The 26,031-nt window shown below is 63.8% G+C and carries 25 protein-coding genes; 6 read left to right on the top strand and 19 right to left on the bottom strand.

What is annotated here, in order from left to right; genetic code table 11:
* The first annotated feature begins 124 nt into the window (after positions 1 to 124).
* From U4Y90_RS04495 to U4Y90_RS04475, 5 genes are all read left to right on the top strand, one after another.
* A complete protein-coding gene (locus tag U4Y90_RS04495) occupies positions 125 to 2,476 on the top strand; it encodes a polysaccharide biosynthesis tyrosine autokinase (protein WP_321792665.1) in 2,352 nt (783 codons plus the stop codon).
* A 205-nt stretch (positions 2,477 to 2,681) separates the two neighbouring features.
* The gene (locus U4Y90_RS04490) at positions 2,682 to 2,894 is read left to right on the top strand and encodes a hypothetical protein (protein ID WP_321792663.1); all 213 of its coding nucleotides are present in this window, start codon (positions 2,682 to 2,684) and stop codon (positions 2,892 to 2,894) included.
* Between the two features lie 129 nt (positions 2,895 to 3,023).
* Positions 3,024 to 4,439: a hypothetical protein gene (locus tag U4Y90_RS04485; RefSeq protein WP_321792661.1), complete on the top strand. Its 1,416-nt coding sequence runs from the start codon at positions 3,024 to 3,026 to the stop codon at positions 4,437 to 4,439.
* A 117-nt stretch (positions 4,440 to 4,556) separates the two neighbouring features.
* Positions 4,557 to 4,898 (top strand): FKBP-type peptidyl-prolyl cis-trans isomerase, encoded by a 342-nt coding sequence (locus U4Y90_RS04480; RefSeq protein WP_035502329.1) that lies wholly within the window; start codon positions 4,557 to 4,559, stop codon positions 4,896 to 4,898.
* Positions 4,895 to 5,686, top strand: a complete 792-nt coding sequence (locus U4Y90_RS04475) for an AraC family transcriptional regulator (RefSeq protein ID WP_321793418.1) — start codon at positions 4,895 to 4,897, stop codon at positions 5,684 to 5,686. The genes U4Y90_RS04480 and U4Y90_RS04475 overlap by 4 nt, the downstream gene beginning before the upstream one ends.
* On the opposite strand, the gene U4Y90_RS04470 is transcribed toward U4Y90_RS04475, so the two are convergent.
* The 12 genes from U4Y90_RS04470 to U4Y90_RS04415 all read right to left on the bottom strand — a co-directional run bounded on the left by U4Y90_RS04470 (position 5,683) and on the right by U4Y90_RS04415 (position 18,374).
* Positions 5,683 to 6,870 (bottom strand): O-succinylhomoserine sulfhydrylase, encoded by a 1,188-nt coding sequence (locus tag U4Y90_RS04470; protein ID WP_321792653.1) that lies wholly within the window; start codon positions 6,868 to 6,870, stop codon positions 5,683 to 5,685. The genes U4Y90_RS04475 and U4Y90_RS04470 overlap by 4 nt on opposite strands.
* 88 nt (positions 6,871 to 6,958) lie before the next feature.
* The gene (purF, locus tag U4Y90_RS04465) at positions 6,959 to 8,506 is read right to left on the bottom strand and encodes an amidophosphoribosyltransferase (RefSeq protein ID WP_321792651.1); all 1,548 of its coding nucleotides are present in this window, start codon (positions 8,504 to 8,506) and stop codon (positions 6,959 to 6,961) included.
* A gap of 143 nt (positions 8,507 to 8,649) precedes the next feature.
* Positions 8,650 to 9,183, bottom strand: a complete 534-nt coding sequence (locus tag U4Y90_RS04460) for a CvpA family protein (RefSeq protein WP_321792649.1) — start codon at positions 9,181 to 9,183, stop codon at positions 8,650 to 8,652.
* Positions 9,184 to 9,192: 9 nt separating this feature from the next.
* Positions 9,193 to 10,038, bottom strand: a complete 846-nt coding sequence (locus U4Y90_RS04455; RefSeq protein WP_321792647.1) for an SPOR domain-containing protein — start codon at positions 10,036 to 10,038, stop codon at positions 9,193 to 9,195.
* Between the two features lie 41 nt (positions 10,039 to 10,079).
* On the bottom strand, positions 10,080 to 11,390 hold the full coding sequence (gene folC / locus U4Y90_RS04450; RefSeq protein WP_321792645.1) for a bifunctional tetrahydrofolate synthase/dihydrofolate synthase: 1,311 nt from the start codon (positions 11,388 to 11,390) through the stop codon (positions 10,080 to 10,082).
* Between the two features lie 70 nt (positions 11,391 to 11,460).
* Entirely contained in the window at positions 11,461 to 12,333 is an 873-nt protein-coding gene (accD, locus tag U4Y90_RS04445) for an acetyl-CoA carboxylase, carboxyltransferase subunit beta (protein WP_321792643.1), read from the bottom strand.
* A gap of 70 nt (positions 12,334 to 12,403) precedes the next feature.
* Complete coding sequence (trpA, locus tag U4Y90_RS04440) at positions 12,404 to 13,207, bottom strand: tryptophan synthase subunit alpha (protein WP_321792641.1); 804 nt, start codon at positions 13,205 to 13,207, stop codon at positions 12,404 to 12,406.
* Positions 13,208 to 13,293: 86 nt separating this feature from the next.
* Complete coding sequence (locus U4Y90_RS04435) at positions 13,294 to 14,169, bottom strand: site-specific DNA-methyltransferase (protein WP_321792639.1); 876 nt, start codon at positions 14,167 to 14,169, stop codon at positions 13,294 to 13,296.
* Between the two features lie 11 nt (positions 14,170 to 14,180).
* Complete coding sequence (gene trpB / locus U4Y90_RS04430; protein ID WP_321792638.1) at positions 14,181 to 15,374, bottom strand: tryptophan synthase subunit beta; 1,194 nt, start codon at positions 15,372 to 15,374, stop codon at positions 14,181 to 14,183.
* A gap of 47 nt (positions 15,375 to 15,421) precedes the next feature.
* A complete protein-coding gene (locus tag U4Y90_RS04425; RefSeq protein WP_321792636.1) occupies positions 15,422 to 16,090 on the bottom strand; it encodes a phosphoribosylanthranilate isomerase in 669 nt (222 codons plus the stop codon).
* Positions 16,087 to 16,890 (bottom strand): tRNA pseudouridine(38-40) synthase TruA, encoded by an 804-nt coding sequence (gene truA, locus U4Y90_RS04420; protein WP_321792634.1) that lies wholly within the window; start codon positions 16,888 to 16,890, stop codon positions 16,087 to 16,089. Before truA ends, U4Y90_RS04425 begins: the two co-directional genes overlap by 4 nt.
* The gene (locus U4Y90_RS04415; protein WP_321792632.1) at positions 16,890 to 18,374 is read right to left on the bottom strand and encodes a FimV/HubP family polar landmark protein; all 1,485 of its coding nucleotides are present in this window, start codon (positions 18,372 to 18,374) and stop codon (positions 16,890 to 16,892) included. Before U4Y90_RS04415 ends, truA begins: the two co-directional genes overlap by 1 nt.
* 19 nt (positions 18,375 to 18,393) lie before the next feature.
* On the opposite strand from U4Y90_RS04415, the gene U4Y90_RS04410 reads away from it, so the two are divergent.
* Positions 18,394 to 18,696, top strand: coding sequence for a hypothetical protein (locus U4Y90_RS04410; protein WP_321792630.1), 303 nt, complete (start codon positions 18,394 to 18,396; stop codon positions 18,694 to 18,696).
* A gap of 428 nt (positions 18,697 to 19,124) precedes the next feature.
* Here U4Y90_RS04410 and asd read toward each other — a convergent pair whose 3' ends face one another.
* The 7 genes from asd to U4Y90_RS04375 form a co-directional block, all read right to left on the bottom strand.
* Positions 19,125 to 20,246, bottom strand: coding sequence for an aspartate-semialdehyde dehydrogenase (asd, locus tag U4Y90_RS04405; protein WP_321792628.1), 1,122 nt, complete (start codon positions 20,244 to 20,246; stop codon positions 19,125 to 19,127).
* 82 nt (positions 20,247 to 20,328) lie between these two features.
* Positions 20,329 to 20,529: a hypothetical protein gene (locus tag U4Y90_RS04400; RefSeq protein WP_321792626.1), complete on the bottom strand. Its 201-nt coding sequence runs from the start codon at positions 20,527 to 20,529 to the stop codon at positions 20,329 to 20,331.
* Between the two features lie 100 nt (positions 20,530 to 20,629).
* Entirely contained in the window at positions 20,630 to 21,697 is a 1,068-nt protein-coding gene (gene leuB / locus U4Y90_RS04395; protein WP_008354048.1) for a 3-isopropylmalate dehydrogenase, read from the bottom strand.
* A gap of 32 nt (positions 21,698 to 21,729) precedes the next feature.
* Positions 21,730 to 22,380 (bottom strand): 3-isopropylmalate dehydratase small subunit, encoded by a 651-nt coding sequence (gene leuD / locus U4Y90_RS04390; RefSeq protein WP_321792621.1) that lies wholly within the window; start codon positions 22,378 to 22,380, stop codon positions 21,730 to 21,732.
* Positions 22,381 to 22,403: 23 nt separating this feature from the next.
* Entirely contained in the window at positions 22,404 to 23,813 is a 1,410-nt protein-coding gene (leuC, locus tag U4Y90_RS04385) for a 3-isopropylmalate dehydratase large subunit (protein WP_321792619.1), read from the bottom strand.
* 509 nt (positions 23,814 to 24,322) lie between these two features.
* On the bottom strand, positions 24,323 to 25,624 hold the full coding sequence (gene gltA / locus U4Y90_RS04380) for a citrate synthase (RefSeq protein WP_321792617.1): 1,302 nt from the start codon (positions 25,622 to 25,624) through the stop codon (positions 24,323 to 24,325).
* 135 nt (positions 25,625 to 25,759) lie between these two features.
* A complete protein-coding gene (locus tag U4Y90_RS04375) occupies positions 25,760 to 26,029 on the bottom strand; it encodes a succinate dehydrogenase assembly factor 2 (protein WP_321792615.1) in 270 nt (89 codons plus the stop codon).
* Positions 26,030 to 26,031 lie beyond the last annotated feature (2 nt).

Raw genomic sequence — 26,031 nt, 5'->3', positions numbered from 1 at the left:
AGTTCCGACGGCCACGCGCCGGACCAACAACACGTAGGACGTACCGCGGACTTGTCGCGCGGGCTTTCTGTTTTTTCTCAGCCCGGGAAACAACGCTCAAACTTATCGAACTGAGGACGCGCCATTGAACACCCTCTACGTCAACTCCGGATCTTCGCGCCCTGGCAGGGACGACGGTGAATTCACCGCGAGCGACATGCTCAGGCTACTGCGCGATCACCTTGGCATCCTCTTCCTGTTCATCGGGATCACGGCCGGGCTCGCGACCGCTTATGCATTTCTCGCCAAGCCCATCTATTCGTCGGATGTGGTCGTGCGCGTGGATCCACCGGATCCGAACGCGCTCGGCATCGCGCCGCAGGGCCAGATGCAGATGCAGCAGGCTCAACCCACCGCAACTCAGCTCGCGCCCGCTGAAATCTCCGTGATGCAGAGCCGCTCGGTGCTCGAGCCCGTCGTGAAGCAGTTCCACTTCGACATCAAGGTCAAGCCGAACACGTTTCCCGTGCTCGGTCAGATCGCGGAAGTGTTCGCGAAGAAGGGGCATCTCGCTCCCGCATGGTTCGGCCTCGATTCGTACGGCTGGGGCGGCGAGTCGCTGCAGATCGGCCGTCTCGACGTGCCGCCGGCGCTAGAAGATCAGAAGCTCGATCTGGTTCTGCTCGACAACAACCAGTACGAATTGCGCGACCCCGACGGCGCGTTGCTCCTGCGCGGCACCATCGGCCGTCCGGCATCGGCGAACGGCGTGTCGATTCTCGTGAATGGCGCGCTCGGTCATCCGGGCGTGCATTTCGACGTGACGCGTCTCAACACGCTCGACGCGATCGCGCTCATGAAGAAGACGATGAAGGTGGCCGAGTCCGCGAAGGACACGGGCGTCGTGCAGATCACCTTCAACGCCGACGACCCCGCGCTCACCGCCGATGTCGCGAACGCGCTCGGCCAGGCGTATCTGAACGCCGCCGTGCAGGCGCGTCAGGCGAACGACACCAAGACGCTCGAATTCATCCGCGGAGAATTGCCGCGCCTCGAAAGCGATCTGCGTCGCGCCGAAAGCAACTTGAGCCAGTTCCGTTCGAAATCGCAGTCGGTGACGCCGCTCAACGAAGCGCAGGCGTATTTGCAAGGCAGCATCGTATCGATGCAGCAACTCGCGACGCTGAAGCTGCAGCGCACGCAGGCCTTGCAACGCTTCCAGCCCAACAGCCCGCAAGTGGTCAATCTCGATCAGCAGATCGCGGAGCTCGAGGCGTCGAACAAGCAGATCCAGCAGCGCTTCGACAGCATGCCCGCATCCGAGCGCCAGAACGCGACGCTCACGCGTGATGCGCGCGTGGCCGAAACCATCTACATGGGGATGGTGAACAAGGCGCAAGAGCTCTCGGTGCGCCGCGCGAGCACGAGCGGCGGCGCGCATATCGTCGATAACGCGCTGCGTCCTTATCGTCCGGTGAAGCCGAACAAGTCGCTCGTGATCGCCGCGGGCACGGGCCTAGGCTTCTTCATCGGCACGTTCTTCATCTTCCTGCGCCGCCACGCGATGATCGGCGTGACCGATCCGATGTTCGTCGAGCGCCGTCTGTCGGTGCCCGTGCTGGGCGAAGTGCTGTATAGCCGGCAACAGGCCATGCTCGATCACGAGATCGCCGTCTCGCCGGTGGAACATGCGCCGCTCACCTTCTCCGGCGCCCAGAACGGCGGGCCGCCGAAGGCGCTGCCGCATGTTCACCTGCCGGAGCACGACGCGTTCGCAATGCCGCACGTGGCCGACACGGATCGCGACGCCCGCGTGCTCGCGACGCGCTTCCCGCACGATCCCGCCGTCGAGGCGCTGCGCGCGGTGCGTACCGAGCTATATCGCGATCTCGCCAATGCGCCGAACAATATCGTGATGCTGACTGGCCCGATTCCGTCGGCGGGCAAGAGCTTCGTCGCGGCGAACCTCTCGGTGCTGCTCGCGGAGATCGGCCTGCGCGTGCTGCTGATCGACGGCGACATGCGCCGCGGCCACATCGCGTCGTTCTTCAAGCAGTCGAATCCGGGCGGTCTCTCGGAAGTGCTGAAGGGCGAACTCGCGCTCGGCGATGCGATCCGCTATGTTGGCGTGCCGGGGCTTTCGTTCATGTCGTGCGGCGGCTATCCGGAGAACCCGTCCGAGCTGCTGATGATGCCGGGCTTCCGCAACATGCTCGCGCGCATGAGCGAACAGTTCGACCTCGTGATCGTCGATACGCCGCCGTTCCTCGTCGTGACCGATGCGGCGATCGTCGCGAGCGACGCGGGTTCGACCGTGCTCGTGCTGCGCTCGGGCATCCAGAGCGAGGAAGAGATCGAGGAAACCGTCAAGAAGGTGCAGCGCTCGGGCGGCAGGCTCGTCGGCTCGGTATTCAACGCGATTCCGCGCCGCCCGAGCAATCGCCGCAGTTATGGCTACGCGGCGGCTTATACGAGCACGTTCAAGTCGATGAACTGACCGCGCGCGCATAATGAAGCGCAGCGGTTGAAGGAATCGCGCCGCGTGCCCGTCACGCGGCGCTTGACGTTGTAGCAGTGGTGTCTGTCGAGATGTGCCCATCCGCAGCGACCCGAACGATCGTTCATACGTCTTGGTCCGCTTGCATGGGTCACGGGGTATCGACGCCCTCGCGTCGTCAACCGGGTCGATGAGAGAGACGCATATGAGCGGACGTTTTTCCTTCAGGCATCGGCTCGTGCAATGCCCGCGCTGCCGCAGGCAGGTGGGCGCTTATCTGAGCGTGTGTCCGCATTGCGATTTTCATCGCACGCGCAATCCGGAGCCCGATCCGGTCGGGCCTGCGCCGCGCATCTGGCTGCGTCCGGCGCTGGTGATCGTGATCGCTCTGCTCGCGTCTTTCCGGCCTCGCGGCTAAGCGCGATCCTCGCGCCGCGAAAACCGATGAACGAGCCGGCGGGCGCAGGGCTTGCTTTGTTCCTGCCGTGTACGGTACGACACCGATAACAACCGATGCCCGTTTCGAAGCGGGCGCATCCAACCATCGATGATGAAAGAAAAAGCGGCGCTGACCGACCTCTACTACCGAATCTGGGCCTTCGCGATGCCGGTGACGTCGTTTCTCGTCATGCCATCGATTCAAGGCACGACGATCGGCTATCTGATGTGCTTTCTCTCCGTGCCGCTCGTGCTGCTGTTCGGCGGGCGCGCGCGCAAGAACTGGATGCATTTCGTGGGCGCGGCGATCGCCGTGTGGCTGCTGATGGTCTGCACCTCGCAGCTCGCGGACGTGATGGCGCCCTTCGATCCCGACTTCAGCAAGATCTCGCTCGTCGACGACACCGATCCTTTCACCTTCATCATGCGCAAGAGCATGTTCACGCAGTCCATTTACGTGGCGGCGGTCGTGCTCTATGCGGCGTATGTGTACCACTACTACAAGCCGACCTGGGACCAGTGGGTTCTCGCGGCGGTCACTTTGCTCGCGCTGTACGGCATGTTCGAAGTGGCCTACTACATCGTGACGGGCCAGCCGGGCGACTTCATTTCGAATCGCGCATTCGGCGACCAGTTCGGCAAGGGCATCGTGCGCTCCGACGGCACCGTGAACGGCAGTTCGTTCCAGCAGATCGACATCAAGGGCTTTCCGGTCCAGCGGCTGAAAGCGCTCACCGGCGAGCCGTCGATGTACGCGATGTCCATATTTCCGTTCTGGGTCTACTTCAACGCGACCTCGCGCGTGCGCTGGCCGGTATGGATCATCGGTCTGTCGCTCCTGATGACGACGTCGTCGACCGTGCTGATCGGCTATGCGGTGTACTCGCTCATTCGCGTGCGCAAGCTCGGCATCAATCCGGTCAAGGCGCTGATCGGGCTCTTCGTGCTGTGCGTGATCGCGTATCTCCTGCAGGACTACATCGCTGATCTGTTCAAGCAGATGGTGACGGACAAGCTCGAGGCGAAAACCGAGTCGGGTTCCGATCGCGGCGTGCAGTTCCTTCAGTCGATGCAACTGTGGCTTCATGCGGCGCCGCTCAATCAGATCTTCGGCATCGGCTTCGGCTACATACGTTCGACCGATCTTTTCTCGACGCTGCTCGTCAATACCGGCGTCGTCGGCACGATCGTCATCAGCATGTTGATGCTCTACCCCGCATTCAAACTCGACTGGGATCCGCGCGGCATGGCGCTGCGCCAATGTTGCGCCGCGACCTGGACGATGATGATGGTGTCCGTGCCCGAGTTCGCCTATCTCGCGCCCTGGACACTGGTGGCGATGGCCTACGTCCGCGTGCGCGCGCTGAAGGTCGCCAGGCAGCAGGTCGGCGACAAGGCCGCCGCGGTCGCGATGCGCGACTCGCAGGACGGCGCCTCGATCGGCACCGCGATCGGCAGACACGTGAGGCCAGAAATCGGCTCGCGCATCGGCTCGCGCTTCGGTCCGCCCGGCCGTCATCTCTGAGCCGCCGATCAAAGGCGGCGCCCGCGAGCGCCGCCCCGCTTCCCTGTGACGTTCTACAATGTCGGTTTCGACCACCGGCTCATCCTTCGTCGATGGCCGGGCAACCAGGGAGCAACCATGTCGATTGTCACGACCGATTCCGGTCTCAAATACGAAGACGTCACCGTTGGCGAAGGCGCTGAAGCCGTCGCGGGCAAGACGGTCAGCGTGCACTACACGGGCTGGCTTACGGACGGCCAAAAATTCGATTCGAGCAAGGACCGCAACGACCCGTTCGCCTTCGTGCTGGGCGGCGGCATGGTCATCAAGGGCTGGGACGAAGGCGTCCAGGGCATGAAAGTGGGCGGCGTGCGCCGTCTCACGATTCCGCCGCAACTCGGCTATGGCGCGCGCGGCGCGGGCGGCGTGATTCCGCCGAACGCGACGCTCGTGTTCGAAGTGGAACTGCTCGACGTCTGAGTTTGAACGGCATGAGCGCGCCGCTGCATCGCCCCGCCGTGTCGCTGCGCCGCTATGAGGCGGCGCAGGCGTCCGACGTGCACGACTTTCATCAGATCGTGCTCGGCGTCGACGGGTCGATGGAGATGGCCGTCGACGGCAACGGCGCGCGCATCGATTGCGGCGGCGCATGGATCATTCCGGCGGGCGCGCGCCACGACTACTGGGCCGAGGGCGATAACCGCCAGTTGGTGCTCGATCTGCCCGCCGCGTCCGTCGCGGTGCCCGAGCGCTACTTCGAGCGGGCCCGCGCGATCGCGATCGATCCGCGCATCATGCAAGCCGTCGCCGATGTCGCCCGTCGCGCGCATTCCGGCGCTTCCCATCAGGCCGACCGCTTCGCATGGCAGGCCGCCGCGCACCTATGCGGCGCGCTGATGCGCGACACGGACGATTCCATCGACGCAATGCGCGGACTCGACTTCGCGCGCATCGACCGATGGTTGCGTGTGCATCTGTCCGAGCCGCTGCGTATCGCCGATCTCGCCGCGCACTGCGGCTTCGGCATGCGGCGCTTTCATCAACTCTTCAACGAGGCATTCGGCGAGACGCCGCATCGCTATCTGCATCGTCTGCGGCTCGACACCGCGTTGACGCTGCTCGCCGATCCGCGCGCGTCGCTCACCGGCATCGCGCTCGATGTCGGCTTCGCGGATCAGAGCGCGTTCACGCATGCGTTCTCGAAACGCTTCGGCATATCGCCGGGACAATGGCGCAGCGGCGGCTTCAAGTCGCCACGCGGCGCTTAACTCAGACCGCGCGCCAGATCGGCGCGTATGTCGTCCGGATCCTCGAGCCCCACTGCAAGACGAATCAGCCCTTCGCGTATGCCCGCCGCCTCGCGCACTTCGGGCGCAAGACGCCCGTGCGTCGTCGTCGACGGATGCGTGATCGTCGTGCGCGTGTCGCCGAGATTGCCGGTGATCGAGCACAGATTCGTGCCGTCGATCACGCGCCATGCATTCGCGCGCTGCTGCTCTCGCGTGTCGCCCTTCAGTTCGAACGACACGATCGCACCGCCCGCCTTCTGCTGCTTCTTCGCGATCGCATGCTGCGGATGCGATTCGAGCCCTGGATAGAACACGCGATTCACGGCGGGATGCGCTTCGAGCCAGCGCGCGATTTCCAGCGCATTGGCCGATTGCCTCTCGACGCGCAACGCGAGCGTTTCCATGCCTTTCAACAGCACCCATGCATTGAACGCGGACATCGTCGGACCGGCGCTGCGCACGAACGGGAACACCGTCTCCATGATGAAGCGCCTGGAGCCGACCAGCGCGCCGCCGAGCACGCGGCCCTGACCATCGAGAAACTTCGTGGCCGAATGCATCACGACGTCCGCGCCGAGTTTGAGCGGCTGCTGCAAGGCCGGACTGCAAAAGCAGTTATCGACGACGAACAGCGCGCCGTTCTGCTTCGCGATCTTCGCGATCGCCTCGATGTCGGCGATCTCCGTCAGCGGATTCGACGGCGTCTCCAGGAAGAACATCTTCGTTTCCGGCGTCGCGGCCGCTTGCCATTCGTCGGGTCTGGTCGGATCCACGAACGTCGTCGTGATGCCAAACTTCGGGAAGATCTGTGTGAACATGCCGATCGTCGAGCCGAACAGACTCTTCGAGCTGACGATGTGATCGCCCTGCTGCATCGACGCCATCACGACGGACAATATCGCCGACATGCCCGATGCCGTCGCCATGCACGCCTCGCCGCCTTCGAGCGCGGCAAGACGGTTCTGGAACATCGTGACGGTCGGGTTGGTGAAGCGCGAGTACGTGTACGCTTCTTCCGCGTTTTTGAAGCGCTCGGCCGCTTCCGCCGCGCTCGAAAAGCAGAAGCTCGACGTGAGAAAGAGCGCTTCGGCATGCTCGTTGAACTCGCTGCGCAAGGTGCCGGCGCGCACGGCGAGCGTATCGAAGCTAAGGTGGTCGTCCATGCTTTTCTCCGTTGTTTTCAGGCTCGCGACGCAAAAAAGCCCGCTTGGTCCTTGCAGACGAAGCGGGCTCGATTGAAGCGCCGAAGACTTACTCGACCGATAGTTGCAGATGCAACTGCGAGCGCGCCATGCCGCCTTCCTGCGCTTCGCTTGCCGCATCGCGATCCGACTGCGATTGCGGCGCGAGACGCGCGGACTCGATGCGATCGAGGTAGTCGGTCGTCACGTCGCCGGTGATGTAGTTGCCGTCGAAGCACGATGCCTCGAACTCCTTCAGCGCCGGGTTGATGTCGCGGATCGCGCTCTTCAGGTCTTCCACGTCCTGATACACGAGATAGTCGGCGCCGATCATGCGCGCCACTTCCTCGTCGCTGCGGCCATGCGCGACCAGTTCGCCGCGCGTCGGCATGTCGATGCCGTACACGTTCGGGAACTTCACCGGCGGCGCGGCAGACGCGAAGATCACCTTGTTCGCGCCGGCATCGCGGGCCATCTGCACGATTTCATGCGAAGTCGTGCCGCGCACGATGGAATCGTCGACGATCAACACGTTCTTGCCCTTGAACTCGATGCCCATCGCATTGAGCTTCTGGCGCACCGACTTCTTGCGCACCGCCTGGCCCGGCATGATGAAGGTGCGGCCAACGTAGCGGTTCTTGAAGAAGCCCTCGCGATACTCGACGCCGAGCTTCGCGGCGACCTGCATCGCGGCGGGACGCGACGAATCGGGAATCGGCATTACGACGTCGATCGGCACGTCCGGCAGCACGCGCTTGATCTTCTCGGCGAGGTAATCGCCCATGCGCAGGCGCGCGTTGTAAACCGGCACGCCGTCGAGGCACGAGTCCGGACGCGCGAGGTACACGAGCTCGAAAATGCACGGGTTGAGTTCCGGCTTCTCGGCGCATTGATGGCTGTGCAGATTGCCTTCCGCATCGATGAAGATCGCTTCGCCCGGCTCCACGTCACGCACGAATTCGAAGCCGATGCCTTCGATCGCCACCGACTCCGACGCGACCATCCATTCGACGCCCGTCGATGTTTCCAGCTTGCCGAGCACGAGCGGACGAATGCCGAACGGATCGCGGAACGCGACGAGCCCGTAGCCCGCGATCAGCGAGACGATCGCATACGAGCCCTTCACGCGGCGATGCACGCCCGCGACGGCCTTCCACAGCGCGGTGGCGTCGAGTTGCAGGCCCGAGCTGGCAAGCTGCAGTTCGTGCGCGAACACGTTGAGGAGCACTTCGGTGTCGGATGCGGTGTTGATGTGCCGGCGGTCGATGCGGAACATCTCGTCCTTCAGCTGCATCCAGTTCGTGAGATTGCCGTTATGCGCGAGAATGATGCCGAACGGCGCATTCACGTAGAACGGCTGGGCTTCTTCCTCGCTGGATGCGGAACCGGCGGTCGGATAACGCACCTGGCCGATGCCGACATTGCCCGGCAGGCTGCGCATGTTGCGCGTGCGGAACACGTCGCGCACCATGCCGTTGGCCTTGTGCATGTGGAAGTTATTGCCGTTCGCCGTGGCGATGCCCGCCGCGTCCTGTCCGCGATGCTGGAGCAGGAGCAGGCTGTCATAGATCAGCTGATTGACGGGACTTTGGGAAACTACACCTACGATGCCGCACATGGCATGGTCCTTCAAAGAGTCGAAACGGGTAGACAAGACGTTGCCCGGATCTCATCGACGCTTCTCTCGAACTTCGGCCGTGACGAAGCCGGGTCGAAGCGTCTTCGAGTCCTCGCGCGTTCCTCGTGTAGCCGGCCGTTCATCTATTGTGCGGCGTCTGGCGCCGGGCCGCTCGGTTGGGGAGCGACGTGCACATACGCGGCGAGCGTATCGGGGAGCAGCGGTTTCAATTCGCGCACGCCTTGCTCGGCCATCGGCCGCAGCAGCGCATTGCGCCAAAAATCCTTTTCCGGCAGTTCGGTCAGGCCAGCCAGGGCGACCAGAATCACTACCAATATAGCCCCTCTGACGAGGCCGAACAGCAAGCCCAACGAACGGTCCACGCCGCGCAGGCCGGTCACTTCCGTGATGCGCGTCAAAAGCGCCGACAGCACGCTCGATACGAGCAGCACCGCCGCGACCACCAGCACAAACGCCACGAGCCATTGCGTGAGCGCGCCGCCGGGCCACGTCGACGGGATATACGGCACCACGAGCCCGACGAAGCGCCCGGCGATCAGGATGGCGGCAACCCAGCCGACCAGACCGAATGCTTCTGCCAACAGACCGCGCCACATGCCGCGCAGCGCGGACAGGCCGATCACGGCCATCACGGCGTAGTCGAAAGCGGTGAACATCGAGCCTGTTTAGTTCGATGCCCGGGTGCCGCCGCCCAGACCGGCCTGGCGCACCTTCACCAGCGCCGCCTGCGCCGACGCGCGATCCGGGAACGGACCCGCGCGCAGCAGCGCCTTGGTCGCCCCATCCGATTGTTTGCGATGTTCGAGATATGCGGGCACGCCCGCTGACTTCAACTTGTTGACCCAGTTCTGCGCGGCGGTTTCGTCGTCGAACTGGCCGATTTGCAGCACGAAGCGGCTGCCAGCCGGCGACGACGGCGTGTTGGCCGCGCCTGCGGCCGCGTTCGCCGCGGTGTTCGCGTTGGCTTCCTCGGAAGGCTCGGCGGCCTGCGGCTTCGCGTTCTGATTCGCTACGGCGGCCGGCTTCGACGGCTTCGCTTCCGTTTTCGCTTCGGGCTTCGGCTCGGGCTTCGCCTGGGCCGTCGCCGTCGGCGCGCCCGCCGGCGGCTGCGTCACGCCAGCGGAAACGCTGCCCGACGCGCCTGCCGGCGCCTCATGCGCCACGCCGGCCTGCGTGTCCGCGTCGTTCGCTTCGCGCGACTGCTTCGCGGCGGGGGCGGGACGATTGGGGATATCGATGGAAATGTCGTCAGTGACGGGCTTGGGACGGGAATCCAGCACCATCGGCAGGACGATGACGGCGGCGAGCACCAGCGCAATCGCGCCGACGAGCCTGCGGCGTGCGCGCTGCTTCTCCGGCAAGGTGGGATCGAGCATCATCGCGTCGGCGTCGGTGCGCTCGGATCTGCGCGTGCGGCGTTCCGTGCGGACGGTGTGACGCGAGCCGCGTGAAGATTCGGAGTATGCGTCGCGACCGGAGTCGTCTTTCTTGCCGAACGAAAAGAGTCCCATGTATCGCTTGGTGCTGACGGCCGCCCGTCTCAAAGATGCTGCTAGTTATGCTGCATTCGACGGTAGGCCATGACGCCCGCTACCGTGTAGAAACTGCCGAAAACCAAAATTCTATCATTTTCGGAGGCTCGACTTAATGCATCTTGAAAAGCTGCCGCAGGTGTTTCAAATCGGGAAACGCTGCTGTCGGCGCTGTCGTTGACACCGGAATCGCGCAAGGCATGTTCGAGTTGCTCCGCCGACGCGGCGCGCGGCGTAGGCAGCGCGGTCACGTTCCAGTGGTCGATCTCTCCCTTGAGCTGTTTCAGGACGCCTTCGATGTCCTTGTCGCGCATCGCGCCGAACACCGCATACGTGTACGGAAAATAGCCCATATTGCCGAGATTTTGCGCCAAAACGGCAGCGGCGTGAGGATTGTGCGCCACATCGAGAATGATCTGCGGCTTGCCTGGCAGCACCTGGAAGCGGCCCGGCAACTCGACATTCGCCAGCCCGAGCCGGATATCCTGTGCCGAGACCGGCAGCCGGTCGCGCAGCGATTCCAGCGCGGCGAGCGCCGCCGACGTGTTAATCAGCTGATTCGCGCCGCGCAGCGCCGGATACGCGAGCGCCGAACGCCGCTGCGCGCGGCCGATATAGCTCCACTGCTGACGCTCGTTGCCCGGTTGCGCCTCGTAACGGAAGTCGCGTCCGACGAGCCAGAGGTCCGCGCCGATCGCCTCAGCGTGATCGATCAGGCTTTGCGGCGGCGACGGATCTCCGCAAACCGCCGGCTTGCCCGCGCGGAAAATGCCCGCCTTCTCGAAGCCGATCTTCTCGCGCGTATCGCCGAGAAAATCCGTATGGTCGATGTCGATGCTCGTGATCACCGCGCAGTCCGTATCGACGATGTTCACCGCGTCCAGACGCCCGCCGAGCCCCACTTCCAGAATCACCGCATCGAGCCCGCGCGACGCGAAAAGATGCAGGATCGCTAGCGTGGTGAATTCGAAGTAAGTCAGCGAAACCGGCTCGGACCGGCTCGCGCGAGCCTTTTCGACGGCCGCGAAATGTTCGAGCAGATCGGCGTCGCTCGCGTCGGCGCCATCGATGCGCGCGCGCTCGTTGAACGACAACAGATGCGGCGAGGTATGGCAGCCGACGCGATAACCCGCGCGCAGCAGGATCGTTTCGATGATCGCGCACGTCGAGCCCTTGCCGTTCGTGCCGCCGACGGTGATCACGGGACAATCGAAGCGCAGCCCGAGCGCATCCTTCACCTTGCCGATGCGCGCGAGGCCCATGTCGATGCCGACCGGATGCGCCGCTTCCAGATGGGCAAGCCAGGCGTCGAGAGTGGGGAAAGTGTTCATTTTAGAGACCGGAAAAGCAAAACGCCGCGCGGAACCTCAGGGTTCGCGCGCGGCGCTGCATATCAACGACTCAGGCGACCGAATCGGCGGGCTGCCGCGTCATCAGCGCCATCAACTGGGCGAGTTCTTCGCGCATCTTGCGGCGATCGACGATCATATCGATCGCGCCCTTCTGCAACAGGAACTCCGCGCGCTGGAAGCCTTCCGGCAGCTTCTCGCGCACGGTCTGCTCGATCACGCGCGGGCCGGCGAAGCCGATCAACGCTTTCGGTTCGCCGATCACGACGTCGCCGAGGAACGCGAAGCTCGCGGACACGCCGCCCATCGTCGGGTCGGTCAGCACGGAAATGAACGGCAGTTTGGCGTCCGACAGCTTGGTCAGAAGCGCGGTGGTCTTGGCCATCTGCATGAGCGAAAGCAGGCTCTCCTGCATGCGCGCGCCGCCCGACGCCGTGAAGCAGATGAACGGCACGTTCTGCTCGAGCGCATTGCGCGCGCCGCGCACGAAGCGCTCGCCGACCACCGAGCCCATCGAGCCGCCCATGAACGAGAATTCGAAGCACGCGACGACGCATGGAATCGTGTGGATCGCGCCGCCCATGACGACCATGGCATCGGTCTCGTCGGTATCCTCCATCGCTTCTTTAATGCGATCGGGATACTTGCGGCTGTCCTTGAACTTCAGCGCGTCGACCGGCACGACTTCCTGGCCGATTTCGTAGCGGCCTTCCGGATCGAGCAGGCGGTCGAGCCGCTCGCGCGCGCCGATGCGCATGTGATGGCTGCACTTCGGGCAAACGTGCAGGTTCGCCTCGACGTCGTTGCGATACAGCACCGCCTCGCACGCCGGGCACTTCACCCACAGGCCCTCGGGGATGCCCTTGCGGCTTTTGGGATCGGTTTGCTTGATCTTCGGCGGCAGCAGTTTGTCGAGCCAGCTCATCGTTTTTCCTTGACTGATCGGTCGCCGCGCGGCGCACGCCCGAATGAGGCGGCCCGCGGCGGCGCGTATTTTACTGTGCGGCGTCGAGCGCCTGACGAATTTCGGCGATGAAGCTCGTCAGCGACGCGGCCGCGGCGTCCGGCTTCGCGTCCTCGAGGAGTTGCACGAGGCGGCTGCCGATGACGACGGCGTCCGCGACATCGGCGACGGCTCGCGCGGTCTGGGCGTCGCGAATGCCGAAACCGACGCCGACCGGCAGGGGCACGCGCGACTTGATGGCCGGGATTTTACTCGCGATGCTGGAAACGTCCAGATTTGCCGCGCCGGTCACGCCTTTCAGCGATACGTAGTAGACATAGCCGCTCGCGATCTTGCCGACCGCCGCGACGCGCTCATCCGTCGATGTCGGCGCGAGCAGGAAGATCGGATCGATGCCGGCTTCGCGCATCGACGCGCCGAAGCCTTCCGCTTCCTCGGGCGGGTAATCGACGACAAGCACGCCGTCGACGCCCGCTTCCTTCGCGGCCTTGGCGAACGCGTCGGCGCCCATGCGTTCGATCGGATTCGCGTAGCCCATCAGCACGACAGGCGTCTTGTCGTCGGTTTGCCGGAAGCGCGCGACATCGGCCAGCACGCTCTTGAGCGTCACGCCGCGCGCGAGGGCGCGCTCTGACGACCGCTGGATGACAGGACCATCGGCCATCGGATCGGAAAACGGCACGCCCAGTTCGATGACGTCCGCGCCGCCCTTCGCCAGCGCGTGCATGAACTCGACGGTTTGTTCGGGATTCGGGTCGCCCGCCGTGATGAACGGGATCAGCCCTTTTTTGCCCTGCGCGGCCAACGCCGCAAAAGTATTCTTGATACGGGACATGAGAATTCTCGTGGTCGTATTCGTTGACGTCAGACGCTTCGGTACTCTTCAGTACGCATCTGACGCGATCAGCGACGAAAAAGACGCTATTCGGCTTGCGCAGCAGTGTCGGTCGTCATGAGCGGCTTTCGGCGCGCTCGTACGGGCTCGTCCGGCTTGAGCCGCGCGGTGCGCGCTTCGGCAGTCCGGGTTTCCGCGATTGCGCAGTAATCCGCGTTGATCTCGTAACCCGTGAATTGCCGATCGTGCCGCGCGCACGCGACCGCCGTCGTGCCGCTTCCCATGAACGGGTCGAGCACGCGGCCACCCGGAGGACAGCTCGCGAGCACCATGCGCTCGACGATCTCCAGCGGCTTCTGCGTCGGATGGTCGACCCGCTCTGCGTGCTGCCTGTGCAGACGCGACACCGACCAGACATCCTTCGGGTTGTAACCCAGCTCCAGCCACTTGCTGCCTTCGAAAATCTTTCGCGAGCGCGCCTTTTTCGTCTCTGCGTCGTAGGGAATGCGCACCGGATCGAGATCGAAGTAGTAATCCTTCGATACCGCGAAATAACCGATGTTGTCATGCACCGACGTAAATTTGCGCGTCGTTCCGCCCATGCTCGGCACGCGCCGGTCCCAGACGATTTCGTTGATCATCAGGAGGCGGCGTTTCAGGAACACGAACAGTTCGGGCGAATACTGCCAGGTGCAGAAGATGTACAGCGAACCGCTCGCCTTGAGCTTGGGAATCGCCAGATCGAGCCAGCGATACGTCCACTCCAGAAAAGCGTCGCCGGACAGCATGTCCGAGTCGTTCCCGTAATCCTTGCCCAGACCATAGGGCGGATCCGCGACGATCAGATCGATCGACGCGTCGGGAATGTGTTCGGCATCGGCCAGAAAATCGCGGTTGCGGATGTCACTGCCGGCGCTCTGAAGGGCGCCGGCGGACAACGGCTCGTCGATGACGGTGCGCATCGATCAGGCGCTCAGAACTGGATGCCCGATCGCTCGGCGACCGTGTGCATGTCCTTGTCGCCCCGGCCCGACAAATTGACGAGCAGCACCTTGTCGCGCGGCAACGTCTTGGCGAGCTTGGCGCCGTAGGCGAGCGCGTGGCTCGATTCCAGCGCCGGGATGATGCCTTCGATGCGGCAGCAGTCGTGGAAGGCCTTGAGCGCTTCGTCGTCGGTGATGCCGACGTACTCCGCGCGTCCCGCGTCCTTCAGCCACGCGTGCTCGGGACCGACGCCCGGATAGTCGAGACCCGCGGAAACCGAATGCGTCTCGATGATCTGGCCGTTTTCGTCCTGCAGCAGATACGTGCGATTGCCGTGCAGCACACCCGGACTGCCGCCCATCAGCGATGCGGCATGACGACCGGTATCGATGCCGTCGCCGGCTGCTTCGACGCCGATCAGCTTGACGGCTTTGTCGTCGATATACGGATAAAAGATACCCATCGCGTTCGATCCGCCGCCAACGCATGCGATCACGGCGTCCGGCTGACGGCCGGCCATTTCGGGCATCTGCACCCGGCACTCGTCGCCGATCACGCGCTGGAAGTCGCGCACCATCATCGGATACGGATGCGGGCCGGCCACGGTGCCGATGATATAGAACGTGTTTTCGACGTTCGTCACCCAGTCGCGCATGGCCTCGTTGAGGGCGTCCTTCAGCGTCTTCGAGCCGGATTCGACCGGCACGACCGTCGCGCCCAGCAGCTTCATGCGATAGACGTTCGCCGCCTGACGACGCACGTCCTCCGCGCCCATGTAGACAACGCATTCCATGCCGAAACGCGCCGCGATCGTCGCGGTCGCCACGCCGTGCTGGCCCGCGCCGGTCTCGGCGATCACGCGCGGCTTGCCCATCTTGCGGGCGAGCAGCGCCTGCCCGATCACGTTGTTGACCTTGTGAGCGCCGGTGTGATTCAGGTCTTCGCGTTTGAGATAAAGCTGCGCGCCGCCGAGCATTTCACTCCAGCGCTTTGCGTGATAAATCGGCGACGGACGGCCCACGTAATGCTTGAGCTCGTACTCGTATTCGGCGAGAAACTCGGGATCCTGGCGTGCCGCCTCGTACGCGGCGCGCAATTCATCGAGCGCGTGGATAAGCGTTTCGGAGACGAACACGCCTCCATATTGGCCGAAGTGGCCTCTTTCGTCTGGCAAGTTGTACATTGCGTCACTCTCTCGGTTACGTGGCCGACAGCGCGGCCACGTTCGATTCACCCAGCATCCGCTTCGCGCACCGCGCGCACGAATGCCGCCATTCGGGCGGGATCCTTCACGCCCTTGGCGCCCGGCACTTCGATGCCGCTCGAGACATCGACCGCGTACGGGCGCACACGCCGAATGGCGTCACTGACGTTTTGCGCGTTCAACCCACCACTCAAAACGGCCCGATGCCCGAGATCTGTTGGGATAAGTGACCAATCGAATACCTTTCCACCGCCGCCGAAGCCCTCGACGAGAGCGTCGAGCAGAAGGCCGCCTGCGGCTTTGAACTTGAAAGACGATTCTATCAAATGGCTTGTCGACGCATCAGGCCCAATTCGCAGTGCGCGCCAATAGGATAAACCCGCAATTGCTGCAAGTTCCTCGCACTGCTCGGGGGTTTCGTCGCCATGAAATTGCAGGAGCGACAGCGGCACACTGGATGCGACTTCGCGAATCCATTCGGGCGTCGCGTTCACGAAAAGCCCGACGGACGACACGAGCGGGGGCACCTGTCGCGCCAGCTCGACGGCCTGCGCGACGCTCACGGAGCGCGGACTCGGCGGATAAAACACGAAGCCCACGGCGTCCGCGCCGAGCGCGACGGCGTGCTGCACGTCCTCGACGCGCGAAAGTCCGCATAGCTTGATGCGGGTGCGATGCAAATCACGATCTGTCATTTCGGCTCTGCCCAGATTGCGCTCCAGGGCATGCTGGCAATATGCGGCGGCGGCACCGCGAAGTGTTCAGGATAGCCGACCTCGGCCAGATACAGCCCATCGGGCATGAAGGTCGGGGCGGCGGCGCGACGATCGCGGGCGGCGAGGATGTCGGCCATCCACGAGGCCGGATGACGACCTCGGCCGATCGCGACGAAACATCCCATCAGATTGCGCACCATGTGATGCAGAAACGCATTGGCGCGAAACCGAAAGTGGATGAAGTCGCCCTGCTCGCGCACATCGATTTGATAAAGGTATTTCACGGGCGTCTTCGACTGGCAATCGGCGGCGCGAAAAGACGAAAAATCGTGCTCGCCGATCAGGCACGCGATCGATGCGCGCATCGCCTCGACGTCCAGCGGTGTGTGCACCCAGCCTGCGCGTTTCGCGAGCATGGGTGAACGCACGGGATTGGCGTACAGAACGTAATAATAAGTCCGCTCGAAAGCGGCGAAGCGCGCGTGAAAGTCATCGGGCATCGGCTTCGCCCATTGCACCGCGACGGTGTCGGGCAAAAACGCGTTCGTGCCGCGCACCCACGAGAATTCGGCGCGATCGAGTTCGGTGTCGAAATGCACGACCTGGCCGAGCCCGTGCACACCCGTGTCCGTGCGTCCGGCCACGACGGTAGGGAGCGGCGTCTGCGCAAAATTCGCGAGCGCGCGTTCCAGTTCGTTCTGCACCGTCTTGCCGTGCGGCTGCGACTGCCAGCCGCAAAACGCCGCGCCGTCGTACTGAATGCCTAAAGCGATGCGCATCAGGAATGCGGCGCGAGCGTCGACAAGAGCGTGGCGGCCTGCTGACGCGTTGCCGGATCGTTCGATTCGATCACTTCCTGCAACAGCGTGCGCGCGCCGGAAAGATCGCCCAACTCGATATATTCCGCGGCCAATTCGAGCTTGTTACGCGCGATCGTCGCCAGTTGTGCGGGCGTCAGCGCGGGCAGCGGCTCAGTCGTGCTCGACGCCGCTCCCAGGTCGAAATCGAGGCTGAGCGGTCCGAAACGGGTGGCGCCGAGGCCTGCAACCGATGCCGCGCCGGCGGTACCCGCTTCTATCTGCGATGCCACGGACTGGCCTTGCGACTGGGTTTGCCGCGCCGTTTCGGGTCGCGCCAGCGGCTGCGGGACGAACGGCACCTGTGCGATCGGTTGTACTTCGGCCGGCGGCGGCTGCAAGGCTGCGGGATGCTGCGCGTGCGACGGCGTATCGCTCGTCGACGCTGACGTCTCGATCACTGGCACGGTCGCACTGGGCGGCTTGATCGACAGTTCCATGCGCGGCGGCAGTTCCATTTCGAGGGAGCCGAGCGCCTGAATCGCGTCCTGGGGAAACTTGGGCATGGGGAAGCGATGGGCGAGCACCGGCTCTTCATCCGGCGCAATCCCCGATTTTTCCGCTTCGCGCGCCGCCTGGTCCTCGATGTCGCGCTGCTCGGCGGCGCGTTGTTCCGCGGCGCTCTCTTCGGCGGCGCGCGCCTGAAGTTCGCGCAGTTCCGCCTCACGCGCGATGATCTCGCGTGCGGCAGCCTCGCGCGCCTGCTCCTCGCGCTCGGTTACCTGACGCAGTTCGGCCTCGCGCTGCTCGGCTTCACGATGCGCCAGTTCGCGTGTGAGCGCTTCCCGCGCGGCGGCTTCGCGCGCCCGGATCTCGCGCTCTTCGGCCTCGCGCGCGGCGGCCTGACGGGCCGCGGCTTCGCGCTCTTCGGTTTCCCACTTTTCCGCTTCGCGGCGTGCCGCCTCTCGCGCCGCGATCTCACGCGCGTGCTGCTCATGCTGATCGTGCGGGTCGGGTTCGCTGACAGGTGGCACGAAATCGGGATGACGGGCGGCAGGCGCAACCGGCGCGAACGGCGCTTCTTGTGCCGGATGGCCGGCATGGGCGGTATCGGCGATCGGCTTCGCTTCAGTGGTTGGCGCAGGCTCGTCTTCGGACGGGACGACGGGTGCCCGAGCCGCGTCTGCTTGATCGACAAACGCAGCCGCTGCGGCAAGCCCGGATTGGTCCTCGCCAGGCCGTTGGCCTTCCGGACCAACCTTCGCCTTGCGCAGCGCTTCGTTGCGCGCGTTGGCGTCAGCTTGAGCCTCCTCCAGACTCGCGAAGGTCCGGGGCGCTCGGTCGACGTTTCCATCATTCGGCGCGGCGGCTCGCTTCTTGCGCCGCTTTCTGAGCAGCAGGGCACCGATCACCAAGATCGCGACGGCCACGACGAACGGTGAAAGTCCGATGGTCGCCGCCGTCACGCCGCTTCGGCTAGCCGGCATGGGCGCAGCCGCAGCGGGCTCGCTCGCGGGCGCGGCGACCGCCGATGCAGCCTCGGGCGTCGTTTGCTCCGGTGCCGCGGTTGCGCTTGCTTGCGGCTCGACGGCCGACGCGCTCGCCGCAGCCGACGCCATCGCCGTGCTCTGCGAAGCGGGTGCCGCCGCGCTGGCGGCGGCGGGCGCCTCGGCGGGCGCAGTCTGCTGCGCCTCGGGCGCGGAAGCCGCGGGCAGTGCAGACGCCGCGCCGCTCAGATCCGCAGGCACGTTCAGCACCGCGCCGAGCCTCAGCTTGTTGATATCGTGATTCCCGAAGGCGTTGGGATTGGCGTCGAACAGCGCGCGCGCTGCCTTCGCGCGCACGTCGCGATCCTTGGACCCGGTGAGCTCGCCGGCGATGTCGTTCAGCGATTGACCCGGCTTGACCGCGTACGTCTGTCCCGTCGTGGCAGGCGCGGCGGCGCCGCTTGCCTGGGCGAGCGCATCGCCGGGAATCGCCCAGAACATCGCGCAGGCAGCGAAACCTGCCACGGCGAATGCCGCACGCGATGATGAAAGGAAAGACCGGCGAGGTCGTTGGATCATTGAGGCTCCGGGTACGGCAAAAATTGAAACATACGGCTGAAAACCGTTCGATAACCACGGTGTTTCAAGAACACCGCACAAAAACAAAAAGCGTCGCGAGAAACGCGACGCTTTCGGATTTGGCTCGCGCTTCCAGGCGCGTAGTTTACTTTACTTGTCGAGCAGGATGCGCAGCATGCGGCGCAGCGGTTCGGCGGCGCCCCACAACAGTTGATCGCCGACGGTGAAGGCCGACAGATAATCGCCGCCCATCGCCAGCTTGCGCAGACGGCCGACCGGCACCGTCAGCGTGCCCGTGACGACCGCAGGCGAAAGATCGCGGATCGACGCTTCGCGCTCGTTCGGCACGACCTTCACCCAGTCGTTCGCCGACGCGAGGATGCCATGCACTTCGTCCAGCGGCACGTCCTTCGAGAGCTTGATGGTGAGCGCCTGCGAGTGGCAGCGCATCGCGCCGATACGCACGCAGAGACCGTCGACGGGAATCGAGCCCGGCGTGCCCATGGCCGGCTTGCCGAGAATCTTGTTGGTTTCCGCGCCGCCCTTCCACTCTTCCTTCGACATGCCGTTGCCGAGATCCTTGTCGATCCACGGAATCAGCGAGCCCGCGAGCGGCACGCCGAAGTTGTCGACGGGCATGCGCTCGCCGTTCATCGCGGCGAGCACGCGCCGGTCGATATCGAGAATCGCCGACGACGGATCGGCCAGATCTTCCTTCGCGGAACCGTAGAGCACGCCCATTTGCTGGAGCAGTTCGCGCATGTTCTGCGCGCCCGCGCCCGAAGCGGCCTGATAGGTCATCGCGGTCGTCCATTCGACCAGGTTCTCGCGGAACAGGCCGCCGAGCGCCATCAGCATCAGGCTGACCGTGCAGTTGCCGCCGATGAAGTCGCGGCCGCCCTTCACGAGCGAATCCTTGATGACGTTCAGGTTGACCGGATCGAGGATGATGACCGCGTCGTCCTTCATGCGCAGCGCCGAGGCCGCGTCGATCCAGTAGCCCTTCCAGCCCGCCGCGCGCAGCTTCGGATACACCTCGTTGGTGTAGTCGCCGCCCTGGCAGGTGATGATGGCGTCGCACTTCTTCAGGTCGTCGATGCTCGTCGCGTCTTTGAGCTTCGTCTCGTTTTTGGCGAACGACGGCGCGTTGCCGCCCGCATTGCTGGTGCTGAAGAACACCGGTTCGATCAAGTCGAAATCGCCTTCCTGCTGCATGCGCTGCATCAGGACGCTGCCGACCATACCGCGCCAACCAACGAGACCTACGTTCATGACTAACCCTTAACTGTGGACGCTTCCCCGCATCTTTACCCGGCGTGGCCGCGCGGGGAAGACGCTCGGACACGAGGGACGATCAGCGAATCGTGATCGCTTTGATGGAGATTTTCGTAATGCGCGTTTTAACCGTGGCTTTGATGGCCACGATGCGCGTGCTGATGGCGAGTTCCGTCGCGAGCGTCTTTGAGCCGCGTCCGATGGAATCCAGAGAGAATTGAGAGTTCTTCGCCATAGCAAAGCAATATACACGATTACCAGACGTTTTCGACGGCGTCATGCTGCAGGTGCGTGAAAATCGTACGGATCGTGCGCGAACATCGGTAAAAAGAGACGATCGGCCGCTCTTTTGCTTGCAGCGCCGATCGCCTTTTTCGAGATTACAGCGCCTTCAGCACCGCGTCGCCCATTTCCTTCGTGCCGACGACCTTGCCGTCCGCCGTCGCTATGTCGCCGGTCCGGTAACCCTGCTCCAGCACCTTCTTCACCGCGCTTTCGATGCGATCCGCCTGCTCCGTCTTGCCGAGCGAATAACGCAGCATCATCGCTGCCGAGAGGATGGTCGCGAGCGGATTGGCGACGCCCTTGCCCGCGATATCCGGCGCGGAACCGTGCGACGGCTCGTACAGACCCTTGTTGTTCTTGTCGAGCGACGCCGACGGCAGCATGCCGATGGAGCCGGTGAGCATCGCGGCTTCGTCCGACAGGATGTCGCCGAACATGTTGCCGGTCACCACGACGTCGAACGCCTTCGGCGCCTTGACCAGTTGCATCGCGGCGTTGTCGACGTACATGTGCGACAGCTCGACGTCCGGATATTCCTTCGCGACGTCGATCATCGTGTCGCGCCACAACTGCGACGTTTCGAGCACGTTCGCCTTGTCGACGCTCGTCAGCTTCTTCTGGCGCTTCTGTGCCGCCGCAAACGCGACATGCGCGATGCGGCGCACTTCGGGCTCCGAATAGCGCATCGTGTCGAAGCCTTCCTTCGCGCCCGCGAACGGGCCGTCCGGCGCTTCGCGCAGGCCGCGCGGCGCGCCGAAGTAGATGTCGCCGTTGAGCTCGCGGACGATGAGAATGTCGAGCCCCGACACGATCTCCGGCTTCAACGACGATGCGCCCGTCAGTTGCGGATAGCAGATCGCCGGACGAAAGTTCGCGAAAAGCTGCAGATGCTTGCGCAAGCCGAGAATCGCCTGTTCGGGGCGCAGCGCGCGCTCGAGCTTGTCGTATTTCCAGTCGCCGACCGCGCCGAACAGGATCGCATCGGCTTCCTTCGCGAGCGCCAGCGTGGAATCGGGCAACGGATGGCCCTTCGCCTCATAGCCCGCTCCCCCGACCGGCGCCTCTTCCAGCTCGAACTTCTCGCCGAGCGCGTTCAGCACCTTGACCGCTTCGGCGGTGATTTCCGGACCGATCCCGTCGCCGGGCAACACTGCAATCTTCATCGTCTCTTCCTTCTTCGTGTGTCGTAGTTCGGTTATCCAACGAGCCGGTTGTTCAACCACGGCTGCTTCGCCAGGCGCTCGGCCTCGAACTGCTTGATCTTGTCCGCATGACGCAGCGTGAGGCCGATATCGTCGAAGCCGTTCAGCAAGCAGTACTTGCGGAAGCCCGGCACCTCGAACGCGTACTCGGTGCCGTCGCCGGTGCGCACGACTTGCGCTTCGAGATCGATCGTCAGCTCAAAGCCGACGAACGCGTAGGTCTCGTTGAACAGCTTGTCGACCTGCTGTTCCGTCAGCGCGACCGGCAACAGGCCGTTCTTGAAGCAGTTGTTATAGAAAATGTCCGCGAAGCTCGGCGCGATGATCGCGCGGAAGCCGTACTGGTCCAGCGCCCACGGCGCGTGCTCGCGCGAGCTGCCGCAGCCGAAATTCTTGCGCGTGAGCAGAATCGACGCGCCCTGATAGCGCGGCTGATTCAGCACGAAATCCGGATTGAGCGGACGCTTGCTGTTGTCTCGGCCGGGCTGGCCTACATCGAGATAACGCCATTCGTCGAACGCGTTCGGGCCGAAACCCGTGCGCTTGATCGACTTCAGAAACTGCTTCGGGATGATCGCGTCCGTGTCGACGTTCTCGCGATCCAGCGGCGCCACGAGGCCGCTATGCACAATGAATTTTTCCATGACGATCGAACCTCTCGGGATATTTAAGCGAGCTTGCGCACGTCGACGAAGTGGCCTTCGATCGCGGCGGCGGCGGCCATCGCGGGGCTCACGAGGTGCGTGCGTCCGCCCGCGCCCTGACGGCCTTCGAAGTTGCGGTTCGACGTCGATGCGCAGCGCTCGCCCGGCTCCAGCCGGTCGGCGTTCATCGCGAGGCACATCGAGCAGCCCGGCTCGCGCCATTCGAAACCGGCGTTCGTGAAGATCTTGTCCAGGCCTTCGCGCTCGGCTTGCGCCTTCACGAGACCCGATCCCGGCACGACCATCGCGAGACGAATGTTCGACGCGACGCGCTTGCCCAGCGACTTCACGACATACGCGGCCGCGCGCAGGTCTTCGATGCGCGCGTTCGTGCACGAGCCGATGAAGATCTTGTCCGGCTTGATCGATTCGATCGGCGTATTCGGCTGCAGCGCCATGTAGGTCAGCGCGCGTTCCATCGCGTCGCGCTTGACGGGATCCTTTTCCTTGTCGGGATCGGGCACGCGGCCGTCGATCGACGTCACCATTTCGGGGGACGTGCCCCACGTCACTTGCGGCACGATCTCGGCGGCATTCAACTCGACGACGCGGTCGAACTGCGCACCGTCATCCGACTTGAACTGACGCCAGTATTCGACCGCCTGATTCCACTCGACGCCTTGCGGCGAGTACGGACGGTCCTTCAGGTAATTGATGGTCGTGTCGTCGACCGCGACCATGCCCGCGCGCGCGCCCGCTTCGATCGCCATGTTGCAGACGGTCATGCGGCCTTCCATCGTCAGCGCGCGGATGGTCGAGCCGCCGAATTCCATCGCGTAGCCGGTGCCGCCCGCCGTGCCGATCTTGCCGATGATCGCGAGCACGATGTCCTTCGCCGTGCAGCCGCGCGGCAACGTGCCTTCGACCTGCACGAGCATGTTCTTGCTCTTTTTCTGCAGGAGCGTCTGGGTGGCGAGCACGTGCTCCACTTCCGACGTGCCGATGCCATGCGCCAGCGCGCCGAACGCGCCGTGCGTGGACGTGTGCGAGTCGCCGCACACGATCGTCATGCCGGGCAGCGTCGCGCCCTGCTCCGGCCCGATGATATGCACGATGCCCTGGCGCAGATCGTTCATCTTGAACTGCGTGATACCGAAGGCGTCGCAGTTTTCGTCGAGAGTGTCGACTTGCAGCTTGGAGACCGGATCGGCGATGCCGTGCGAGCGATCGGTCGTCGGCACGTTGTGATCGGACACCGCCAGGTTCGCGCTGATGCGCCACACCGGGCGCTCGGCCAGCTTCAGGCCTTCGAAGGCCTGCGGGCTCGTCACTTCATGCAGCAGGTGACGGTCGATGTAGAGGATCGAGGTGCCGTCCTCTTCCGTGTGGACAACGTGCGTGTTCCACAGTTTGTCGTAGAGAGTCTGTGCCATTGTGAGCGCTTTCGTAGGTGACTGCGGGGAGGTGCCGCCGTGGTTTCATCGGCAGCTTGTGGACCGATTATGCCACTTCCACGCGTGGCCCGGGTACTAGGATGATGGAAAAAACCTATAAAAAACAGTTAGTTATCGTGGTGGCATCAGTACCTGTATCGGCACTACCAGCTTGCGTCGAATATCGGTGCAGCCGTGCGGAACGCATTTGCCCTGACGGCTCGGGCTAAACGGCCGCCGCGACCGGCGCCGCTCGGGATGTGATCGAGCGTTCTTCGCAACCTCCGGGTCGAACGATTCCATGAAAACCACGATTCGGATCGTCGACAACGCTCGGCGCGCCGTTGCCGGCAATACGCCTTCGAGCGCATTGAATATCGTGCAAGAAATTTTGCCGATCGGCCAATCGACGGGCACGAACGACTCAGTGTTTCGCCCGGCCTCGAAACAAAAAAGCCCCGGCGATCACTCGCCAGGGCTCTCCCATACCAACTCGCGGTTAACGCGGCTTAGCGCTTTGCCAGCGGCTTCGCTTCACGCGGCGTCTGGCCGATGAACAACTGACGCGGGCGGCCGATCTTCTGCTCGGGATCCGCAATCATTTCGTTCCACTGCGCGATCCAGCCGACCGTGCGCGCCATCGCGAAGATGCACGTGAACATCGACGTCGGGATGCCCAGCGCGCGCTGCACGATGCCCGAGTAGAAGTCGACGTTCGGGTACAGCTTGCGCGACACGAAGTATTCGTCTTCCAGCGCGATCTTTTCCAGTTGCATCGCGAGCTTGAAGAGCGGGTCGTCGTGCAAACCGAGTTCGTTCAGCACTTCGTGGCACGTCTCACGCATCAGCTTCGCGCGCGGGTCGTAGTTCTTGTACACGCGGTGACCGAAGCCCATCAGCTTCACGCCCGAGTTCTTGTCCTTCACCTGCTTGATGAACTCAGGAATGTTGTCGACCGAGCCGATCTCTTCCAGCATGTTCAGCGCCGCTTCGTTCGCGCCGCCGTGCGCCGGGCCCCACAGACACGCGATACCGGCCGCGATACACGCGAACGGATTCGCGCCCGACGAACCCGCGAGACGCACCGTGGACGTCGACGCATTCTGCTCGTGGTCCGCGTGCAGGATCAGGATGCGGTCGAGCGCGCGCACCAGCACGTCGTTGACCTTGTACTCTTCGCACGGGTTCGAGAACATCATGTGCATGAAGTTCGCGCTGTACGACAGTTCGTTCTTCGGATACACGAACGGCTGGCCGATGCTGAACTTGTACGCCATCGCGACGAGCGTCGGCAGCTTGGCGATCATGCGGATCGCCGACACTTCGCGGTGACGCGGATCGTTGATGTTCAGCGAGTCGTGATAGAACGCCGACAGCGCGCCGACAGCGGCCGTCAGCACGGCCATCGGGTGCGCGTCGCGACGGAAGCCGCGGAAGAAGAAGTGCATCTGCTCGTGCACCATCGTGTGACGCGTGACCGTGTCCACGAATTCCTTGTTCTGCGCCGTGTTCGGCAGCTCGCCCTTGAGCAGCAGGTAGCAGGTTTCGAGGAAGTCGGCGTTCACGGCCAACTGCTCGATCGGGTAGCCGCGATACAGCAGCTCGCCCTTGTCACCGTCGATGTAGGTGATCGCGGAATTGCACGACGCCGTCGACATGAAGCCCGGGTCATACGTGAACTTGCCGGTCTGACCGTACAACTTGCGGATGTCGATCACGTCCGGGCCCATCGTGCCCTTGTAGATCGGCATTTCGACGCTCGGCGAGTTGTCGCTGAACGATAGCGTGGCTTTAACATCTGACGGGGTCATAGCACATCCTCAATCGAAGTATGGGTACAGGTTTTCGATAATTTGCACGACGGAAGCTGCGCGGCAAAACTGTTTATCGGTCTGTGTGCACTGCAACAGGCCTATTTTGCAAAACTCCGCGAATTCCTGCTGAAATCACGCGGAGCGCAGCATCTCCAGCAATCGGATCACGTCCGGCGTCGCCAGGTCGCCTTCCGGCTCCGTGCGCGCCAGCAGCAGGTCCATCAGTTCGTTGTCGCTCAGCTCCAGCAGGCGGGTCAATGCGGCCACGTCGGCGTCACTGAGGTCATGCTCATATCGGCTGAAGAAACGATCGAAGATCAGATCGTTTTCCAGCAGGCCGCGCCGCGCGCGCCAGCGAAGGCGCGCGCGCCGAAGGGGATCGGACTGGTGAGATTCGTCCATTG

It is taken from the genome of Caballeronia sp. J97 (assembly GCF_905220305.1).
GTDB lineage: Bacteria > Pseudomonadota > Gammaproteobacteria > Burkholderiales > Burkholderiaceae > Caballeronia.
Note: the sequence above shows the minus strand (reverse complement) of the source record. Positions and strands in the feature narration are given on the sequence as shown.

What these genes read in the sequence shown, in the direction of transcription:
- trpB (WP_321792638.1), bottom strand. Translation starts at nt 15,374, where the DNA reads ATGTACAACTTGCCAGACGAAAGAGGCCACTTCGGCCAATATGGAGGC.
- U4Y90_RS04470 (WP_321792653.1), bottom strand. Translation starts at nt 6,870, where the DNA reads ATGGACGACCACCTTAGCTTCGATACGCTCGCCGTGCGCGCCGGCACC.
- U4Y90_RS04455 (WP_321792647.1), bottom strand. Translation starts at nt 10,038, where the DNA reads ATGGGACTCTTTTCGTTCGGCAAGAAAGACGACTCCGGTCGCGACGCA.
- U4Y90_RS04435 (WP_321792639.1), bottom strand. Translation starts at nt 14,169, where the DNA reads ATGCGCACCGTCATCGACGAGCCGTTGTCCGCCGGCGCCCTTCAGAGC.
- U4Y90_RS04375 (WP_321792615.1), bottom strand. Translation starts at nt 26,029, where the DNA reads ATGGACGAATCTCACCAGTCCGATCCCCTTCGGCGCGCGCGCCTTCGC.
- accD (WP_321792643.1), bottom strand. Translation starts at nt 12,333, where the DNA reads ATGAGCTGGCTCGACAAACTGCTGCCGCCGAAGATCAAGCAAACCGAT.
- U4Y90_RS04400 (WP_321792626.1), bottom strand. Translation starts at nt 20,529, where the DNA reads ATGACGCCGTCGAAAACGTCTGGTAATCGTGTATATTGCTTTGCTATG.
- leuB (WP_008354048.1), bottom strand. Translation starts at nt 21,697, where the DNA reads ATGAAGATTGCAGTGTTGCCCGGCGACGGGATCGGTCCGGAAATCACC.
- asd (WP_321792628.1), bottom strand. Translation starts at nt 20,246, where the DNA reads ATGAACGTAGGTCTCGTTGGTTGGCGCGGTATGGTCGGCAGCGTCCTG.
- U4Y90_RS04425 (WP_321792636.1), bottom strand. Translation starts at nt 16,090, where the DNA reads ATGACAGATCGTGATTTGCATCGCACCCGCATCAAGCTATGCGGACTT.
- folC (WP_321792645.1), bottom strand. Translation starts at nt 11,390, where the DNA reads ATGAACACTTTCCCCACTCTCGACGCCTGGCTTGCCCATCTGGAAGCG.
- leuC (WP_321792619.1), bottom strand. Translation starts at nt 23,813, where the DNA reads ATGGCACAGACTCTCTACGACAAACTGTGGAACACGCACGTTGTCCAC.
- U4Y90_RS04460 (WP_321792649.1), bottom strand. Translation starts at nt 9,183, where the DNA reads ATGTTCACCGCTTTCGACTACGCCGTGATGGCCGTGATCGGCCTGTCC.
- U4Y90_RS04410 (WP_321792630.1), top strand. Translation starts at nt 18,394, where the DNA reads ATGGGCGCAGCCGCAGCGGGCTCGCTCGCGGGCGCGGCGACCGCCGAT.
- trpA (WP_321792641.1), bottom strand. Translation starts at nt 13,207, where the DNA reads ATGTCCCGTATCAAGAATACTTTTGCGGCGTTGGCCGCGCAGGGCAAA.
- gltA (WP_321792617.1), bottom strand. Translation starts at nt 25,624, where the DNA reads ATGACCCCGTCAGATGTTAAAGCCACGCTATCGTTCAGCGACAACTCG.
- truA (WP_321792634.1), bottom strand. Translation starts at nt 16,890, where the DNA reads ATGCGCATCGCTTTAGGCATTCAGTACGACGGCGCGGCGTTTTGCGGC.
- purF (WP_321792651.1), bottom strand. Translation starts at nt 8,506, where the DNA reads ATGTGCGGCATCGTAGGTGTAGTTTCCCAAAGTCCCGTCAATCAGCTG.
- leuD (WP_321792621.1), bottom strand. Translation starts at nt 22,380, where the DNA reads ATGGAAAAATTCATTGTGCATAGCGGCCTCGTGGCGCCGCTGGATCGC.
- U4Y90_RS04490 (WP_321792663.1), top strand. Translation starts at nt 2,682, where the DNA reads ATGAGCGGACGTTTTTCCTTCAGGCATCGGCTCGTGCAATGCCCGCGC.
- U4Y90_RS04485 (WP_321792661.1), top strand. Translation starts at nt 3,024, where the DNA reads ATGATGAAAGAAAAAGCGGCGCTGACCGACCTCTACTACCGAATCTGG.
- U4Y90_RS04480 (WP_035502329.1), top strand. Translation starts at nt 4,557, where the DNA reads ATGTCGATTGTCACGACCGATTCCGGTCTCAAATACGAAGACGTCACC.